This is a genomic window from Nitrospira sp. CMX1, assembly GCF_054902215.1.
The window spans coordinates 1-18,375 of sequence record NZ_JBUBKD010000060.1 but is presented as its reverse complement, the minus strand read 5'-3'; the positions used below and the strand labels follow the sequence as shown (position 1 = coordinate 18,375).

Annotated in this window: 13 protein-coding genes; 11 read left to right on the top strand and 2 right to left on the bottom strand. The window is 54.6% G+C overall.

Translation table 11 applies throughout. From position 1 onward, the window contains the following. The 7 genes from ACYX34_RS14565 to ACYX34_RS14535 all read left to right on the top strand — a co-directional run. A partial coding sequence (locus ACYX34_RS14565) for a formylglycine-generating enzyme family protein (RefSeq protein WP_462077297.1) occupies window positions 1-369 on the top strand: 369 nt, incomplete at its 5' end. A gap of 51 nt (window positions 370-420) precedes the next feature. Continuing rightward, complete coding sequence (locus ACYX34_RS14560; RefSeq protein ID WP_462077296.1) at window positions 421-1,404, top strand: formylglycine-generating enzyme family protein; 984 nt, start codon at window positions 421-423, stop codon at window positions 1,402-1,404. 97 nt (window positions 1,405-1,501) lie between these two features. Next, window positions 1,502-2,161 carry a hypothetical protein gene (locus ACYX34_RS14555; RefSeq protein ID WP_462077295.1) on the top strand — a complete coding sequence of 220 codons (660 nt, stop codon included), beginning with the start codon at window positions 1,502-1,504 and terminating at the stop codon, window positions 2,159-2,161. Window positions 2,162-2,329: 168 nt separating this feature from the next. Beyond that, the gene (locus tag ACYX34_RS14550) at window positions 2,330-3,256 is read left to right on the top strand and encodes a carboxypeptidase-like regulatory domain-containing protein (RefSeq protein ID WP_462077294.1); all 927 of its coding nucleotides are present in this window, start codon (window positions 2,330-2,332) and stop codon (window positions 3,254-3,256) included. 42 nt (window positions 3,257-3,298) lie between these two features. Next, on the top strand, window positions 3,299-3,898 hold the full coding sequence (locus ACYX34_RS14545; protein ID WP_462077293.1) for a hypothetical protein: 600 nt from the start codon (window positions 3,299-3,301) through the stop codon (window positions 3,896-3,898). A gap of 3 nt (window positions 3,899-3,901) precedes the next feature. Then, window positions 3,902-5,263 carry a HEAT repeat domain-containing protein gene (locus tag ACYX34_RS14540; protein WP_462077292.1) on the top strand — a complete coding sequence of 454 codons (1,362 nt, stop codon included), beginning with the start codon at window positions 3,902-3,904 and terminating at the stop codon, window positions 5,261-5,263. A 161-nt stretch (window positions 5,264-5,424) separates the two neighbouring features. Further along, complete coding sequence (locus tag ACYX34_RS14535) at window positions 5,425-6,270, top strand: formylglycine-generating enzyme family protein (RefSeq protein WP_462077291.1); 846 nt, start codon at window positions 5,425-5,427, stop codon at window positions 6,268-6,270. Between the two features lie 29 nt (window positions 6,271-6,299). Here ACYX34_RS14535 and ACYX34_RS14530 read toward each other — a convergent pair whose 3' ends face one another. Beyond that, window positions 6,300-6,893 (bottom strand): hypothetical protein, encoded by a 594-nt coding sequence (locus ACYX34_RS14530; protein ID WP_462077290.1) that lies wholly within the window; start codon window positions 6,891-6,893, stop codon window positions 6,300-6,302. A gap of 94 nt (window positions 6,894-6,987) precedes the next feature. Continuing rightward, on the bottom strand, window positions 6,988-7,887 hold the full coding sequence (locus ACYX34_RS14525; RefSeq protein ID WP_462077289.1) for a formylglycine-generating enzyme family protein: 900 nt from the start codon (window positions 7,885-7,887) through the stop codon (window positions 6,988-6,990). Between the two features lie 386 nt (window positions 7,888-8,273). Here ACYX34_RS14525 and ACYX34_RS14520 point away from each other — a divergent pair, with 386 nt between their 5' ends. From ACYX34_RS14520 to ACYX34_RS14505, 4 genes are all read left to right on the top strand, one after another. Beyond that, window positions 8,274-9,218: a S1C family serine protease gene (locus ACYX34_RS14520; RefSeq protein ID WP_462077288.1), complete on the top strand. Its 945-nt coding sequence runs from the start codon at window positions 8,274-8,276 to the stop codon at window positions 9,216-9,218. Between the two features lie 397 nt (window positions 9,219-9,615). Next, the gene (locus tag ACYX34_RS14515; RefSeq protein WP_462077287.1) at window positions 9,616-11,652 is read left to right on the top strand and encodes a sensor histidine kinase; all 2,037 of its coding nucleotides are present in this window, start codon (window positions 9,616-9,618) and stop codon (window positions 11,650-11,652) included. After that, window positions 11,625-13,031: a sigma-54-dependent transcriptional regulator gene (locus ACYX34_RS14510; protein WP_462077286.1), complete on the top strand. Its 1,407-nt coding sequence runs from the start codon at window positions 11,625-11,627 to the stop codon at window positions 13,029-13,031. Before ACYX34_RS14515 ends, ACYX34_RS14510 begins: the two co-directional genes overlap by 28 nt. A gap of 483 nt (window positions 13,032-13,514) precedes the next feature. Then, window positions 13,515-18,257, top strand: coding sequence for a multicopper oxidase domain-containing protein (locus ACYX34_RS14505; RefSeq protein WP_462077285.1), 4,743 nt, complete (start codon window positions 13,515-13,517; stop codon window positions 18,255-18,257). Window positions 18,258-18,375 lie beyond the last annotated feature (118 nt).

The window sequence follows — 18,375 nt, the reverse complement described above, 5'->3', positions numbered from 1 at the left end:
GGATTCAAGTACCCTCCGCTCGCCAATATCAATCGCTATGACAAAGGTGTCAGTCCGTACGGCGTCTATCAAATGGCGGGTAATGTCAGCGAATGGGTGTCGGATTGGTTTGATCCTGAGTACTATCGGCAAGGTCAAGACAGGAATCCATCAGGGCCCAGCAACGGAGAGCTCAAGGTTTTTCGTGGAGGGTCCTGGAATGAAGACCCAGAGGTCGCACGCTCCGCCGGCCGAAATGCCGGGCCACCAGATCGGGAGAGTTATCTAACAGGGTTTCGTTGTGCGAGTTCTGGAAGCGAGGTAAATGCCGAAGTATCGAATGTCGGCCGGGATGGTACCGCACCGACAGTGATGCGGTCTGCAGAGTGAGGGTCGCTAGGCGATGGATGTTGATCCTTCAAGAGAAAAGGAGATCTTCGTATGAGGGATGCAAGAGGAGGAACATGGCGTAGGGCTGGTTGGACCGTCCTCATGGTCGGCGCCGTAACAGCTATGGCTCACGTCGCATGGGGGCTGGATACACAAGACATCACGGTGGAATGGACGGAATCCGGAAAGAAGCTGGCCGTGGAACGAGTGGCCAACTGGAAGGCGAAAGGGGAAATGATTTTGGTTCCCGCGGGAGAGTTCCTGATGGGCAGCGACAAGAAGACGGATCGTCTGGCCTATCGAGGCGAGATTCCGCAGCGACGCGTGTATCTCGATGCTTTTGAAATCGATAAGTACGAAGTCTCAAATCTTCAGTATCTGAAATTCATTCTGGCGACCGGGCGCAATCCCCAGTTGGATTGGCGCTACGACGGTGGAAATTTCCAAGAGGCGATGGCTCACCATCCGATCATGCACGTCACGTGGCAAGACGCCGACGCGTATTGCAAGTGGGCGGGCCAGCGGCTGCCGACTGAGGCGGAATGGGAAAAAGCGGCACGGGGTGAAGACGGACGAAAGAATCCGTGGGGGGATCAATCTGCAGGATTGAGCCGAGCGAATTTCGGAAGGACGGGGCTTTCTGGACCCGTGCGGGATCGGCCTGAACGGTCACTGATGTATCCACCAATCATTGCAGTGGACAAGTATGAAAACTCTGTGAGCCCCTACGGCCTCCATCAAACCATGGGTAATGTGGCTGAGTGGGTATCCGACTGGTATGACCAGGATTACTACAAGACGGCGCCGGATCGAAATCCTCAGGGGCCGAAAAGCGGGACTCAAAAAGCGTTTCGTGGCGGAGGTTGGATGGACAGCACCACAACGATGAGGGTGGCGATGAGGAATGGGACTGATCCAAACACCAAAATAAATTGGTTGGGATTTCGTTGCGCCAAGTCGGTGTCTGGGGATCAATCGTCGAGTAAAATCTCTCAAGCGCCAGAGGAGTCCTCGACTTTCGAGGCGAAACCCTGAACGATCACACTCCGTGGTGTGTAATCGGGTCTGCTTATGTTCGTCGGATCACTCAGCCGAGTGGTAGTTCATTGAACGAGCAGGGTGAGGAGCGTCTATGTTACGCAGGTGGTTCGATTCGTGCATCATTTGCCTTGTAGCGACCGGTCGGCGGCCAGCCGCCATTGTACTTGTGATCCTGCTCCAGGCGGGCGTGCCGCCTCTGAGCGATGGAGCGCCGGGAGGCAAGACAGAAGTGTTGCCCATGGAGAAGGCTGCGCCTGCTGCAGTGGTCATCGAGGCGTCCGGGACTGAGCCGGAATTGAGGCGTCAGATGAGAACAAAGAACGGTGTGGCGGAATTGGAAAGTGGTACGGTTCGGTTTTCACTGGCACCCACGGGGAGGTATGGCTTCATTGCCCCCAAGCAGCTTGGGATGGCATTGGTGACACAGAGTCCGGATTTGATGCTGGAGCGGGTGTCCTCCTCGTCTGGATCCTACGAAATTCATAAGCTTGGCGATGGGAGTGGGCTTCTGGTCGGTTTTGTGGGGAACGAGGTTGTCCCCCAAATCAAGCCGAGCGAACGGCCGAAAAGCGTACGGCTTTTCCTGTATTCGAATTCGTTTCGCAATGCAACGACGATTGCGGCAGTTCCATTAACGAAACTCATGGTCGACCAGATGCCCCGTCGGATTGATTCCAGGCAAGTGGATGGCCCTGTCTTGCTGGAAATGGATTTACAGGGGACGGCTAATCGTAAAGCTCCCAGCCAATAGGATTGACCTGGTCTATCGAGATTGCGTTGTGTGTACCTCCACGTGATGTGAGTGTATGTCCGGAAAGGGGACCTTGGTCTTCTGTTCTTCCTGAGTAAGTTCTTTTCGTATTATGAGTAAAGATGCGGAAGGTAATGCAATCATGAGTGCTGAAAGGGGAGTTCATCCGTGAGCGGATTGTTGCACAAGTGTTGCGTCGAGATCCTGCTTTTAATCGCTGTGGTGGTGCTGCCGATGAGTGCGGCGGCCTATGAGGTGATTGATGTACCGCACGGTGGGACGATTGAAGGCATCGTGACATTGAGTGGCGATCTTCCTGAACCGAAAGGCTTCAACCTCATCACATTTCCTGATCCTGTCTATTGTGGGAGGATTTCAAATGGGCGTGGGTGGCGATTGTTGTATGATTTTGTCGTCGACTCCCGTCGAGGCCTGAAGGACGCGATTGTCTTGCTTGAAGGTGTCGAGTCCGGCAAGCCCTTCGACCTATCAGTTCCGTTGATCGAATCCCGCGATTGCAAATTCGAACCGTTTATGACGATTGTTCGAAATGGTCATGCGGTGGAAGTGATTAATATGGACCCCGTCATGCATGACATACAGGGGTATGAAACTTCGATCGAAGCAGGAAACAGAGTATTGTTCAACACCCCTCTGATCATGAACCACCAGCATCGGCGGGGTGATCTCCATGCCATGCATAATCATGCGCCAGGAAAGTCGTTGGTCGGGCCGGTGTATCTCAATAAAGGTCGACGGACATTCTATATGCAGTGTGGGTTTCATGCCTATATGGAAAGCTGGGCCATGGCCGTTAATAATCCCTACTATGCTCTGACCGACGTAGGAGGCAAGTTCGTGATCGATGGCATTCCACCCGGGACGTATCAGTTAGTCGTTTGGCATCCACAGACAGGACCAGGGACGACGAAGTTCATCACGGTGCAACCCAACGGAAGGCTGGTTGAGCAGCTGTCATTACCAGCTCCAAAAGGAAATCGAACCGCCTATACGGTCATGGACAATCCTCGATTCGGCCTTGAGTCATTGGGGTATTCCGTCAATATTCAACCGGTGGTTGAAACTCAGCAGTAACGACTGATGCAGGGAGAGACAAGAAGGAGAGCCTACCACTCGGTGTTCCTTGTCCTCATCGTTGCGGCGTCGGTTTGGTGTCCGCTCTTGTCTGCGGAGGGTGCCGACACTCTTTCCACTGAGCCGGAGTTTTCTGGCCGCCTCGTCCTAGGAGTGAATGGGAAGCAACATCAGGCGCAAGTGTTTGGAAAAGGGGATCGCCTGAGATTGGAGTACAGGTATGCGGTTCGAACGGAACGTGGATTTGCGGCGATCGAAATCATACGGTCTGATCACGCAGAGATATGGTACGTCCTTCCTCAACGACGAGAATTGTTGGTGATGCCGTTGACGGAGGACATCATTCCTACACGCCCGAAATTGAGCGGAGAAACGACCAGAACACTGATCGGTCCCGCTGTGGTGGCCGACCGTCCTGCCCGGCTGTACGACGTTCAGACGGAGCGACATGGAAGAGGCGAACGATTCTATGAGTGGGTCGATGAGGAGATGGACATCGTCCTCAAATTGGTCAGTCGAGATCGAGATTGGTCGTTTCATTACGAACGAATCCGGAAGTCACCTCAACCAGCGATGTATTTCGAGGAGCCGCCCGGATACCAGAAACGCGCGAGTTCCACGCGCCAAAGACACGAAGACTAGGACATGAAGCTCGCGAGTATTCGGCGGCATATGATCAGTCTGCTTGCGCTGATGTGGTTGATCCCACTTCATGAGGTTGCGTTTTCCGGAGCAGAGCCCGGTATTCAAGGGATTCAGACACTCTACGATCAGAAAGACTATCAGAAGGTCTTGGAGGAGCTGGCCAAGCTTGACTCGAATACGGTCGGTGCGCCTGATATTCGCCGACTGAAGATTCGCACATTGTTGAGGCTGGGGAAGCCCAAAGATGCCTTGTCGGATTATGATGATCTTGTTCAATTGTTAAAACGTGACGATCAATCGATCCTCCAGGAGGTTGCCCTGGCCTTTGTGGTCGTTCTGACTCAGGATATGCGGGAGCAGATGCGTGGTGTGGCCTATACGGCTCTTAAAGAGTGGCAGAGTCCCGACGCGATTTCCTTTCTGCAAGATGGGCTCAACGATGGATCCGGACTTGTTCGTGCATTGGCTGCGGAAGGGTTGGCGAAGTTAGATGGGGGCCGCCGATCAGAACGTTTCCGACGGGCCTTGGACGATCAAGCTGCGTTGGTCAAGGAAGCAGTCCTCAAAGGACTAGGAAAGTCTGGCGATGATTCGGTCATCGGGCTTGTCGAACCGCTGTTGCAAGAACCTGAGGTGCGAGTCCGAGTGGCGGCGGCGGAGGCTCTCTGTCGATTTGGTCGCAAACAAGGCTGTGCATTGTTGGCGCAATCAGGGAAAGCGCCGAACCCTGACGAGCGAGGTGCAGCGATTCGTGCGTTGGTTGACTTGCAAGGAGCACAGGTGTTCCCAGTTTTGATTGAGGCCAGCGGGCACAAGCAACCATCGGTGCGTGGGGTGGCTGCTATGGGGCTTGCCCATGTCTCCAAGCCGGAAGCGGGTACTATTTTGACTAGGCTTTTGAAGGATCCGCTTCCTCCCGTTCGGTTGGCTGCGGCGGTGAGTCTTGGACAACTCAACGGTTTCGATGTACGCTCTCCGTTGAGAAAGGCCCTCACGGAGGACCCTGATGCGTCCGTGAGGGCCTTTGTAATCGGGGGATTACTGGAGCAGGGTGAACGGTTTGATGAGTTATCTGGTCCAATCTCGGCTCTTGCCAACACGAAGGAACCGGCCGTCAGAACTGCCCTTGCTCGAGCCCTCGCCAGAGCCTCCAAGGAAAACCGAGCCGAAGCTCATGCCACAGTGAGGTCGTTGTTCGCGGATACGATGCCTCGTGTAAGAATTGCGGCGATTAAGTCTATGGCAAAACTGGATGGCGTAGGTGCCCTTCCGGTTCTGAAGCAGGGGCTCCATGACGAAGATGACGCGGTTCGTGCAACTGCTGGAGGGGAACTGCTTCACTTGATGCCTATCAGGGAGTAGTGTCGGTAAACATTGCTCGTGATCACGACCGGCCTTGTCGTGAGAGAGATTGTAGCAACTCGTGTTAAAAAACTGACTCAGCCCCATCTGTATGACATTCCTCCGTTATGCGATCATACAATGATTAGATGGCTGAGGCGAAGCGTAAGGAGTCCTGTCCGATGACTGTTCGATTCTGGGTTGGTACAGCAACGTTCAGCATTCTGTTCAACACGTTTCTTCTCGTGGCGGCCGCCCAGTCGTTGCAGATTGTGATTGCACCGCCGAAGGGGAAGGACCGTACACCAATGGTTGAAATCCCGGCTGGTTCATTCCCCATGGGAGTGCCGCCAGGTGATCGAGATGGAGGGCGAGACGAGTATCCACGTCACGAGGTTTTCTTGGATCCGTTTTTGATCGACCAATTCGAAGTGACGAACGGTCGCTATGTCGAATTTGTCAAAAGCACCGGCCATCGTATTCCACAGAACCCAACCAATCCTACGAGAAATCTTTGGCAAGGTGACACCATCACAGCATCACTTGCTGATCGTCCTGTGATCAATGTTGATTGGTTTGATGCGGAGGCCTATTGCAAATGGGCTGGTAAACGACTTCCCACGGAAGCAGAGTGGGAAAAAGCAGCCAAAGGGACATCCGATCGACGGTTCCCCTGGGGGAATGTCGAGCCAACAGCAAAACATCTGAATTACAACCAGCGGTGGATCGGCGAGAAGACGCTCATGCCCGTAGGGAGTTACGAGGCGGGAAAGAGTCCCTATGGCGTATATGACATCGTCGGCAATGTGTGGGAATGGGTAAACGACTGGTATGATGCGCGATACTATGAGAAGAGTCCGTCCAAAAATCCGACAGGTCCTCAGGAAGGCACGAAGAAGGTGATTCGCGGAGCGGGCTGGCAGAATGAAACGCCGACCGTCCGCATCTTTACGCGTGTCGACAGTGATCCGACGATGCGCAATGAGTCGACCGGCTTTCGCTGCGCAGCCGATGCTGGCATAAACTGATAGAGACGCGATCGGTCCTGTTCGGCACCCTACATGCCGGGTGCAGTTGGCTCAGGCGCCCCCGGTTTATTGAAATCTTCCAATGGTTGAAAGTTGAGGGGAAGGTTGAATAGTGAATCGGGAACCGAGCGCATCTTGACGTGCTGGTATTCCATGATCCAACTCCCGTCTTTTCTTGCCAGCTTCATGGGGAAGTGAATGTCCGTCGCGACCCATTGATAGTAGACATCAACCTGCTCGCCTTGTTTCGTTGTGACTTCGTAGAGGATCGTCGGATGTCCTTCCCTGACTTCCTGGCCGATCTCCTCCCGAGATACCTCGCCCGGCAATGTTTCACTCACTCTGAGATCCTGTTCAGCACTGTAAGGAATGGTTTTGAAATGCTTCATCCTAGATAGTAACAACCAGACGACGTGCTTATCTTTCCGCACGATGCTGACATTGACCGGTCCCATCGTATGGTGCTCAATGCGCCACATATTGTCGCGGTAATAGACGTTGGATTTTCGCGATCTCCCATCGATTTTGGTGATCTGGTCGGCAGTAAACTCCATGGCCTTGACCGGAAGGGCTGGGAGTAGAAGACTGCAAGGAATTAGAAGAGTGAGCCATCTCAGGGGCACGATAACTCCTCTCATAGGGACTGGTCCATTTTCATTTGAAATCTCCTTCGATCGTGAAAAGATCATTCATCAACCTGTCCATGCAAATTAGCAACTAGTTGGCACTCTTAATCGAGGGGCGTGTGCAGCGGAATCCGATCGTTGCCGAACGTTGATCGGGAGATGCGCCCCCTCTTGTTGCGGTTCTGAGCATGATCCTGGCACTCTTCCATGAACCACCACGGACGCCCTTGTACCGGCCGGTGGCGGGGCCCGGCGGGTTGCGTTCCGGCATATAGGCATAGTAGTCGGGGCCAAACCAGTCTTGCACCCACTCCGCCACGTTTCCGGCCATATGGTGCAGCCCGTAGGGACTCTTGCCCTGATCGAGGGAATCGACGGCGGCCAGAATGGGGATCTCATGCACATGATGTTGTCCAAACATCGCGAGGGAGGAGCCTGGGGTGGTCTCACCCCAGGGGAACAAATAGCCTTCTGCCCCTCGCGCCGCTTTTTCCCATTCGGCTTCTGTCGGTAGTCTCGCATTCCTTGCTGCGCAGAATTCCTTTGCTTCAGTCCACGTGACATAGAGCACCGGCCAGCGTGCCAGGGTTTCGTCGGGAATGGAGTGGATCGTGATGACATGCCAGAGGAGTTTCTGTAATTCATCCGATGGATGATGGTTTCGTTGGTGTAAGAAGATCAGATATTCGCCGAGACTCACTTCATCGCGATCGATTTCATAGGTGTCTAACCAGACCTGATGTTGGGGAAGTTCCGTATCGTCAAAGGGAGTCCAGTTACCATAAGGCGAAGTTGAAACGTGCTTGCTGCCATAGAAAAAGGTGCCGGCTGGGACTGTAACCATCGGAGATGGTCGGGCGAGATTCGCAATGCCGGTTAAGTGGAGAGCCAATTCCGGTGAGGGTTTTGATCCTGCCTGTGTGAGCGTGGAGTTTCCAATCATGACGAGGAAGGTCAAGACGGTCATGAGCCATATACGACACTCCAGCATACAATCGCATCCAAGAGTCTCATCGTTGGGCCGGAAGGCGTTGCACGATAAGCTCGGCACCGATGACTGGTCGTCGCTCAGCCGTGGCCGAGGAGTGTCAGTTTACCACAGAGATTCACAGGCCTGCATCTGGATGGTTCAGTCGTTGTCGTGAAGGATATGTGCGCAAGATACGCCCATTCATCATTGTATTGAGATGCATCGAAACACTTGGGTACGATCTACGCTTGGTTAGAAACAAGGCTGGTTGAACCTCTCTGCGTCCGGGGAACGGTTATTGATGGAAGGAGTATCACATGATCCGCTATCGGTCGTCGAAGTCATTGTACCCGTGTTTCTCTGCATTGTGTGTAGGGCTTGTCTCATTGACGTGCGCGTATCCCCTCATGGGTGAAACGATACCACTCAGCCAGGATGTGTTTCAGCGAGCCAGACAGGTGACGGTTGGAATTCTGGCGGACACCCAAGATGAACGAACGCCGGCGAAGCCCGGGAAGGTCGCTGTGCGAGGCACCGGATTTCATCTGCGAGACGGGTACGTGGTCACCGCCAGACATGCCGCGGAAAAGCATGACCCGACAACCGGCACCCTCATCCAGAAACGAATCCGCATTCTGACGAATGATCTGCATGAACTTCCCGCCGATCTCGTGGGTGACAGTGCATTTATGGATGTCGTGCTCTATCGCGTGGCAGAACCGCACCGTTCAAAACTGCAGACCGGAACCTCATTTGTCACCGGGGACGTATTACCTGGAATGGAGGTCTTCACGGTCGGTTATCCGCTTGGCTGGGGGCCGACCATGGCATTTGGCAGGCTTGGGAATACCAATACATTTCTCCAAACGGTTGACACCCGTTTGATTCAGGCTGATCTTTCGGCATGCAGCGGCAATTCAGGAGGCGGACTCTTCAACGGGCAGGGAGAGATTGTGGGAATCGTGCATGCGGTGATTCAGACTGATAAGGAAGAAACACAGAGCTATTGTAGCCGTATGGCATTCGCGATCCCAGGTATTCTCGCCGAGCGGATCGTCAACGCGACACTCTCCGGGAAACCGCTCGCCTTCTCCAAGCTTGGTCTCCATCTGACTTCGGTCAAGGATGGCACGAGGCTGCGCGTGGCTGTGAAGGATGTCGCCGAACCGGCCAAAGCGGCAGGTCTGCAGAAACATGATATTTTGCTAGCCATCGAGGATACGGAGATCCTTGATGCCGCTCAGCTAAAGAATTTTCTGATCGAGCGCACGACCCCAGGTCAGGAGGTGTCCATCAAAGTCCGCCGAGTTGATGCAGATCTCACATTTCATGTTGTGCTGAGCGGTGGGTAATAGCCATCCGTTTTTCGGTATGTGCTGACCTCAACGACCGGAGTACGGTCCGCTCCGGTCTTGAAAGCTTGAGAGGAGGTCATTAGCCTGGGTTCTCCCCCGTATCGGGTGAAGGACCACCACTGCCGTCAACATACTCTCTCCCTGGGCACAGACTTATGTCACTTCAATGGCCAGGTTGTTCAGGTTTTTGTCTCTCCCTGAAGATGGGCGGCCAAAAGCGTTCGGTATCGATCACCACTTCACCAGCCCTGTCGGCCCGATAGTGCGATGATGACCGATTCCGGCCCATGCCTGCCGGGTGAAGTCTGCCAGGGGTGTCGCATCGCGCTGTTTCGCCCCCTGGAGTTTTCCTGTGTGCGATGCGTAAAATACAGCATTCTTGGGCGAGGAGTCGATGAGAATTCGGACCATTCGCGGGCGCATTGTATGGGCGATTGTGTTGGTCGGCTGTATTCCCCTGGTCATCGGACTTGCACTAGCCTATGTCTCGGGGATGCAGTCTCTTCGAGATGTAATCGGGGGCAATCTCCAAGCAATTGCAGTCCAAGTCGCCGATCGAGTGACCATGCTGATCCAAGCCGAAGTGCAAAGTGTCAGACTGCTCGGGTCCGCACCGTTGCGTGTGCGTCAGCCGGTTGAGGCGGCCAACCGCGCCTATCCGTTGGATTACGATCGAGCGCAGCGCCTCCTTTCCCTACGCATGCAAGTATGGGAGGAAGGAGGGGAGGGCGCGGATCGTCTTCTGGATGCCGAACTGTCACGGTTTCTTCTGGACACGAAGGTTCGCGGGGGCGATAAGGTTGTGGGCCTGCTCATTGTGGACCAATATGGGGGGCTGGTCGCAGCCAGCTCGGAGCCGGACCGTTACTTTTTCGGAGAGGAATCCTGGTGGAAGGCGCTTCACGCAGGGAACGGGGAACAAGTACACATTACCAGCCTGATTCCTGAACATGAGGGGTCGTTTCGGTCTTCTGAGGAGACGATCGATATCGCTGTGCCGATTCTTGATGAGCGTCAGCGCATCGTCATCGGAGCCGTCAAAGCGTCGTATCGATTCGACACACTCCTCGCCATGATCAAAGAAATCCACATCGGGCAAACCGGCCACGCCATGCTGTTTGACGCTGCCGGCAATCCGCTTGTTTGTCCGATTCTGCCGAGACAGGCGCATCGCATACCAAGTCCACTCATGGCGATGGTCGTGTCATCGGAGCCAGGTTGGGGCATCGCGGAGGATGACGGACATGGTGCGGCGGACACGGTCGTGGGATATGCACCTGTGTCCAAATTGAGTTTGCCTGAAAATCCATGGCACGTTTTTGTGCGTCAGCAGCCAGCAGAAAGTTACGCTCCGATTCGGGATCAGTTGCGGAATTTGGCTATGATCGCCTTGGTGATGTTTGGACTGCTCTGGGCGATCAGCCGATATGTTGCGACGCGTATTGCTCGTCCAATTCAAATTCTCCACAGTGGCGTTGAAGCGATCAGCCAAGGCACGTATGACCGTCCGCTGAACATCCATACCGGGGATGAGTTCGAGGAATTAGCAGCTGCCGTGCATCGGATGGCCGACCGCCTGATGGCTTCCCGGGCTGAGCTCGAAGAGCTCAATAAGGATTTGGCTCGCCGTGTGAAGGAAAAGACTGAAGAGGTCACCCGGCATATGCGGAGCCTTGAGTTAGCGGAACGTCTGGCCACTCTGGGGAAAGTCGCCAGCGGGATTGCGCATGAGGTCAATAATCCTCTAGGGATCATATTAAATCGCATCGAATGCATAGAGGCCGATGCGACGCGGTCGACGATCCCCGTCGAGGTACGGCGGGATCTGGTGGCGGTCAAAGCTCAGGCTGAACGCATTTCCAGGGTCACGAAAAGTATTCTGACTTTTTCGCGCGGATCGGTGTCGACATTAAAGCCTATCGATGTGAATTGTGTCGTGCGCTCCTGTGTTGCCATTGCCGGTGAACGGGTTTCGGCTCTCTCTATGGGACTTCAAGCCAGGCTTGCCCCATTACTACCGTTTATCATGGGCGATCGTGATCGATTGGAGACGGTCATTCTCAACTTAATCAACAACGCGATTGATGCGGTCAGTCCGTCGGGGAGGGCTGGCATCGTGACGGTTCGAACAAGACCCATACAAATGGACGGAAGGCTCGGGGTCGAAATGGTCGTGTCCGACAACGGCCCCGGTATCGCGAGCGACATCATTGGGCGAGTCTTTGACCCATTTTTCAGTACCAAGCCGGCGGGCCAGGGAACCGGGTTGGGGTTATTTCTGGCCTACGGGATCGTCTCAGATCACCGGGGTCGGATTGAGGTCAAGAACGGAGAGATCGGCGCGTTGTTCTCAGTTGCCTTACCGGCGGTAGGCTGTGAAGCGTCGGTCGAGGAAGAGGGAATATGGGAATCACAGGCAAAATTCTCATAGTCGATGACGAGCGTGAGGCGTTGGAGAATTGTCGTCGAATTTTGAGTCGAGTGTCGTATGACTGCCTGGTGACTGCTGATCCGGCCGATGCGCTTGACATGATCGAGCGGGAACGGCCTGGCCTTGTGATGACGGATCTGAGAATGCCGAAGTTGGATGGTATTGAGGTGTTGGCCGCAGCGAAGCGGATGGATCCGGCGGTTCTTGTAGTCCTTTTGACGGCGCATGCAACCGTCGACACGGCTGTGACGGCCATGAGATATGGAGCGTTTGATTACATTACGAAACCCTTTACCAGCGACGAACTTGTGCAAGTGGCACGGCGGGCTTTCGAATCCATGCCGGTGAGCTCTATCGCGACTCGTCCCGCTCTGACAATGGAACGATCGTCGGCGAGTTTGTTGGAGGAGGCGCCTCTGCTGGTCGGGAACAGTGTTGCGATGAGGGAAGTGCTGACGATGATCAATAAGGTGGCGCCGACCGATTCCAATATTCTGGTGTACGGAGAAAGCGGGACGGGGAAGGAAATGATCGCGCGTCTGATCCATGAATCAAGTCTTCGGGCTCAGTGTCCGTTCATCCCCGTCGACTGCGTTTCCCTACAGGACTCTCTCTTGGAAACCGAACTGTTTGGTCATGAGAAAGGGGCGTTTACCGGGGCTCATGTATCAAAGGTCGGCCTGTTCGAGGCGGCCGACGGTGGAACAATTTTTTTGGATGAGGTCAGCGGGATGAGTGCGAACCTCCAAGCTCGGCTGCTGCGTGTCCTACAAGAAAGGCATGTGCGACGGGTCGGTGGGACTAGATTCACCTCGCTGAATGTCCGCGTGATCGCAGCTTCGAATCAAAACCTAGAAGAGCAATGTCGTCGAGGCGCATTTCGTGAAGATCTTTACTACAGGCTGAATGTGATCCCTTTAAATCTTCCGCCGCTTAGAGATCGGGGGGGGGATATTCTCTTACTGGCCAACGAGTTTCTCACGAGGTTTGCACAACAGGTTCGATCAGATTTCGGCACGATCCCGACCATCGATCCATCCGCCGCCGACCTGTTGATGCGATACGCCTGGCCGGGCAATGTGAGGGAATTGCAAAATGTCATGGAACGAGCCGCTGTCCTGGTTGAGGGGCCTACGGTGACCAGTACGCATCTGCCGGAGCGATTACTGAGCCTGGCGGAGCGAGACACCTTACAGCAAGAATCGACTTCGTTCAAACAGGCTAAGCAGCAGGCGGTGGAATCTTTTGAGCGGGGTTTCCTGGTCGATCTCCTGAGACGGAACGATGGGCATATGGGGAGGGCGGCACGTGAAGCAGGAGTAGATCGAAAAACGATCGAGCGGATGGTCAAGAAGCACGGCTTGCGGGGGTTATTTTGACCGAGTCGGAAAGGTTGTCATTGTCAATGATGGGGCGTTGACGCCCCATATCATAATTTTCTAAGATCTACCCTCAATATCATCGTAAACATGCACATTTCATGGAAATTCCATGAGAAATTCATCTCGTTTGTGGGGCGTGTGTATCCCATGACGTGAGTACATCCTGACAAGATATGGTGTGCGAGGGAGAGATATTTTGCCGAAAAAATGGATGGCTAAGCCGAGTGATGGAGAGTAGGAACAATTTTTGCTCATTCTTTTTGGGCACTAGTGGTGTGGCGGTCTGCCTGTTGATCTAACTAGTTGATATTGAGCTGTCCGGCAGGAGTTTGGAACGACTGGATTGGCCTCCTCTCGCTTCCACCGAAAAAGATCGGCTCCTGCCGGACTCATAATGCTGTTGACGAAGGATAAATTGGTATCCCGAGTGATTTGTTGTCAAGGAGAGGGGCCTTTTGAAACGTTAGGGAGGGTGAACGTATGACAGTGACGAAATGGTTGAGGCCGGGAATTGGAATATTAGGCTTAGCGAGCGCACTGATGGCTGTTGGGCCGCTGCCGGCGAGTGCGCTCATGTCGCATGATGCTCATGTTGCCCAGAATGCGAATCAGGATCTGGCAAAGCCGATCCATACGCAAGCTGGTCCCGTATTGATGGACAAGATGTCAAAGGCCGTCGAACAGGTGGAACGGCAGGTTCACAGCAAAGGACCGTTCCAAGGTGCCGGTGCCCATGCGATGCAGCAGGGTGTACTCCTTGTTGCGGATGACATGGACAAGGTGAAGGTGACGCAGGGTGGGCGATGCCCCGCTCAGGCAATGGTTCGAGCCTATGACGTGACGGCGATGAACGTTGAAATCACCGTCAATCGGTTCGGAGATTTTTACCCTGGGTTTATGTATGCCCTGACTGAGAATGTTGCGGGCGTGCGTGAAGAAGAAGCGAAGAATAAGACGGCACGGGAGAGTGAGGATCAGACGTTTGCTGGTGGTGCCGTGTCGAACGGTCTTCAGGGCGATTTGATCCAACCATTGGTCATTCGTGCCAATCAGGGTGACTGTCTTCGGATCACGCTTCGCAATCAGATCGAGGGCGAACCGACGAACATGATCATCAATGGCTCGCAGATGCTGGTGGCCAGCAACGGCAAGCCGGCGACAGCCAATAATCCGGACGCGTTGGTAGCGTCGGGGAAGAGCGGTGAATTCGAATGGTATATCGCACCGGATACACAAGAGGGTGGGCATGCGTTCCATAGCCACGCCTCGAGAGATCAGTATTCTCTCGGTTTGTTGGGGTCGCTCGTGGTTGAGCCACGTGGATCTCACTTCTTGAGCCCATTCACCGGCGAGGAAATGAAGAGCGGCTGGGAAGCCATCATCGATGTGGACAAGGGATCGGATTTCCGGGAATTCGTGATTTTCTATCACGAAGCCGGTGATGAAACCTTCCGTCTTTTGAACCGCAAAGGCGACATGCTCCCGCAGCGTGACGCACATACCGATACCTATCGTCCAGCAGCCCGACTCTTGAACTATCGCAGTGAACCGCATGGCACACGATTGGAAATGCAAGAGCACTTGGTGGGTTTTGCCGATGAGTCTCAGGGCTATGGGTCCTATACCTTCGGTGATCCAGCCACGACGATTCCACGATCGTACCTCGGTGATCCTGCGAAGTTCCGCATGATCGGTGGTTCAGAAATCGTCCATTCGCACCATTTGCACGGAGGGTCGATTCGTTGGGCCAGACAACCTGGAACCAGCAGGTTGGATCCGACGTTGTCGAAGAACGGTCCGGTGAAGTTTCCATTGATCAGCGACACCTCGGACCGTCTTGATGTGCAGTCAATCGGACCGTCCGAGATCTATGATGAAGTGATCGAGGGTGGATCCGGCGGGTTGCAAGCATTGGCCGGTGAGTTTGTGTTTCATTGCCATATTCCACAGCACTATGTGACCGGCATGTGGGGGTTCTGGCGTGTGTACAATACCTTGCAGGCGCCAGGCTTCCAAACCGACGTGATGAAGGCGTTGGTGGAATTGCCGGATCGAAAGGGCAAGATTAAGCCGGCGGTCAGCTCCGATAAGTTGGTTGGAACCACAGTTGATTGGTACGGCGGGAAGAAGTGGGAAATCACGAAAGATAAGACGGATTGGAAAGCCAATCCTGCCAAGGTTTCCATCAAGGATTGGGTTGAGTATATGCTTCCGCCTCAGGGCTTGCCTGGCAAGACAGAGGATCAGGTCCAGCAGGCAAAAGCCAATGATCCTACGGTGGTGAACTGGAAGTGGGAGGGTGCCTTGGCACTCAATGAACCGGAGACGCCGCACAAGTGGGCCGACTATGTGTCTCCCACACCGTTGAAACGGCCTCCGATTACGTTTGACCCTCAGACTGGGAAGTTGGCGTTCCCGTGGTTGCGTCCGCACCTGGGGAAGCGTCCGCCCTTTGCTCCGAACCACGGGGGTGCCCCATGGTTGGAGCCGTTCCGAGTTCGTGAGGATGGAACCAGAGACACCGAGCCACCAAAGCCTGGTGCGCAAGGTCCGTGGAGTTTGTGCCCGGAGAATGCTCCTCGGAAGTTCTTCACGATCCATTCGATCATTCTTCCGGTCACACTGAAGCCGGCGACGGCCAAGACGGCTGCGCTCATCGATCCGATTGCCATGCTCTATGTGTTGCACGAAGAAGAAGCGGAAGTTCGGAGCAACCCAAAGAAGCAGGTCCCGTTGGTCATTCGCGGTAACGTCTACGATTGTGTGGACGTGATCTTCAAGAATGAAATTCCAGACGATGCGCGGACGGGATGGTCGAACAAGATCAATCTCCATCCGCACTTCTTCCAGTTCGATACGAGCGCGTCCGATGGTCCGACCATCGGCTTCTCGTATGACATGTCCCTTAGGGCCTTCACGATGTTGAAGGATCCACAACCGGATAAAGGCATGCCGTTGCCTGGTAACACGATCTTGACGGCGGATACCAAGGCCGGTTCACGGAGTATTACCGTTGCCGACACCTCCAAGTTCCATGTCAATACGGAATTGGGCGTCGGTATGGACGATCCGAAGTACTTTGAAGTGGCTCGGATCAAAGCCATCAACGGGAAAACCATCACGTTTGATGCGCCATTGAAGCACACGCATAAGAAGAACGATATTGCCAGTGTCGAGTTCATCCGTGAGCGCTGGTATGTCGATGCCGATTTGGGGACGGTGTATTGGCATGATCACGTGTTCGGCACGGATACATGGGGCCATGGGCTCTTCTCCGCATTCATCACGGAACCTCCACGGTCGACCTATCATGACCCGGTCACCGGTAAAGAGATCCGGAGCGGCCCCGTCGCGGACATCCATACATTGGAGCCGGTCTCGGCCCATATTCGTGGAAGCTTCCGCGAAGTGATGATGCACATCATGGACAGCAACGCCAGAACGGCGGAGCTGATCACGACCGACAATCCTCAGGCAAAGGTTGGAGCGGTTACGGTCGACGGGCCTCCGTCGCACCAATTCCCAGAGAAGATTAACAAGTCTCCGATGTGGTTCTTGAACGGTGGTGAAGCCACGACTGGCAGCGGTTACAGCATGCGTGTCGAACCGTTGAGCGTGCGCCTTGCCAATAATCCGGACCCGTCGAAACTATTCGTGTCCGGGATTCATGGGGACCCAGGCACTCCATTGCTTCGGGCGTACCTCGGTGATCCCATTATGGTGCGTGCCTTGGTAGGATCTGCCAATGAGGTACACACCTGGCACGTGACCGGGCATTGGTTCCCAATGGAACGGTATGCCAAGGACGCGATGCCCCGTAGTACCGTGCACCTCGTCATTGGTGAGCGGTACGATCCGGCCATTCCAGCAGCCGGTGGACCGCAGAAGCAGGCGGGCGATTACCTCTACTATAGTGGTCGCGCGTCACACTTTGCGGAAGGAAGCTGGGGCATTTTCCGTGTGTTTGATGAACTGCAGGGTGATCTGAAGCCGTTGCCTGGGCGTGAACAGATTCAGAAGTCTGCGCCGTCCGTGTGCCCGGCTGATGCACCTGTGAAGACCTTCAATGTGTCGGCGGTTGATCAACAGATCCGGTACCACGACGGAGCACCGGGTATGATGGAAGTCGACCTCGAGCGCAAGATGGTCTTCGGCAATGAGCAGGGTAAGATGTATGTCCTCGATGGTGATCGCGGTCGAGTCAAGGCCGGAGAGTTGAAGCCGAGTCCTCTGACTCTACACGTCAATGTCGGTGATTGCGTAAAGGTTAATCTGAAAAACGAAATGGCCAAGGATCGGGCCGGATTCCACGTCGATATGATGGCGTTTAATCCAAAGGACTCGTTCGGCGCCAATGTTGGTAACAATCCTGGCGATCAGACGGTCGCTCCAGGCGAAAGCAAAACCTACACCTACTATGCCCATCCGGAGTACGGTGAGTTGGCCGCACTCATTCAGGATTGGGGTAATGTGGTGGAAAACCCGCGCAACGGTCTGTTCGGGTCCATCATTGTCGGTCCGAAGGGGTCACGGTATCGTGAGCCAGTGACCGGCGAAGATGTAACCATGAAGAGCAGTTGGCGAGCAGATGTGCTGGTTGACCGGACAATTTCAGGGAACGAGACTCGAAAGAACTACCGAGACTTCTCCTTGATGTTCCAGGACGAGGATAACATCGTCGGGGTCAGCTTCATGCCATACATCCAACAAGTGGCTGGTATCACGGCGGTAAACTACCGCTCTGAACCGACTGCATGGAGGATGGAAAAGGGTTGTGACATTCCTGAGGTCTTTGCTTGTGTGAAGGCCGGGGAGACTCCATCGACTCCGCTGCTTCAGGCCCATGTCGGTGATCCGGTGGCGGTTCACGTTCTGGGTGCCTTCAGTGAGCAAGTGCAGCTGTTCACGATCGACGGTCATGAGTGGCCGCACGAGCCGTACATGCAAGGTGCCGATCAGGTCAGCACTATGGAGTTCGGTGGGTCAGAGATCATCAATGCCCACTTGACTGGAGGAGCGGGCGGTCCAAACCGGATCATCGGTGACTACATCTGGAAGAATCAGCGTCCGGCATATGCCAACGCGGGCCAGTGGGGTCTTTTCCGAGTGCTCCCGACGGATGATCAACGGATCAAGCCGTTGACGCCGCAGGTGCCTCCGACCAAGACAGCCAAGCAAAATGGGAAGGCGAAAGTCTCTCCCGCTTCGCTGAGCGTCAAGTAGGATAAGTCTCGTGGGGGGGGGGGGGGGGCGGGGGGGGGGGAAACCCCCCCCCCCAACACCCCCCCCCTTTTTTTCGCCACAGGGGTTTTTCCTCTCATCTTCCTCCCCATCCTCTTCT

What these genes read in the sequence shown, in the direction of transcription:
- ACYX34_RS14560 (WP_462077296.1), top strand. Translation starts at nt 421, where the DNA reads ATGAGGGATGCAAGAGGAGGAACATGGCGTAGGGCTGGTTGGACCGTC.
- ACYX34_RS14555 (WP_462077295.1), top strand. Translation starts at nt 1,502, where the DNA reads ATGTTACGCAGGTGGTTCGATTCGTGCATCATTTGCCTTGTAGCGACC.
- ACYX34_RS14540 (WP_462077292.1), top strand. Translation starts at nt 3,902, where the DNA reads ATGAAGCTCGCGAGTATTCGGCGGCATATGATCAGTCTGCTTGCGCTG.
- ACYX34_RS14535 (WP_462077291.1), top strand. Translation starts at nt 5,425, where the DNA reads ATGACTGTTCGATTCTGGGTTGGTACAGCAACGTTCAGCATTCTGTTC.
- ACYX34_RS14525 (WP_462077289.1), bottom strand. Translation starts at nt 7,887, where the DNA reads ATGCTGGAGTGTCGTATATGGCTCATGACCGTCTTGACCTTCCTCGTC.
- ACYX34_RS14520 (WP_462077288.1), top strand. Translation starts at nt 8,274, where the DNA reads ATGGGTGAAACGATACCACTCAGCCAGGATGTGTTTCAGCGAGCCAGA.
- ACYX34_RS14515 (WP_462077287.1), top strand. Translation starts at nt 9,616, where the DNA reads ATGAGAATTCGGACCATTCGCGGGCGCATTGTATGGGCGATTGTGTTG.
- ACYX34_RS14510 (WP_462077286.1), top strand. Translation starts at nt 11,625, where the DNA reads ATGGGAATCACAGGCAAAATTCTCATAGTCGATGACGAGCGTGAGGCG.
- ACYX34_RS14505 (WP_462077285.1), top strand. Translation starts at nt 13,515, where the DNA reads ATGACAGTGACGAAATGGTTGAGGCCGGGAATTGGAATATTAGGCTTA.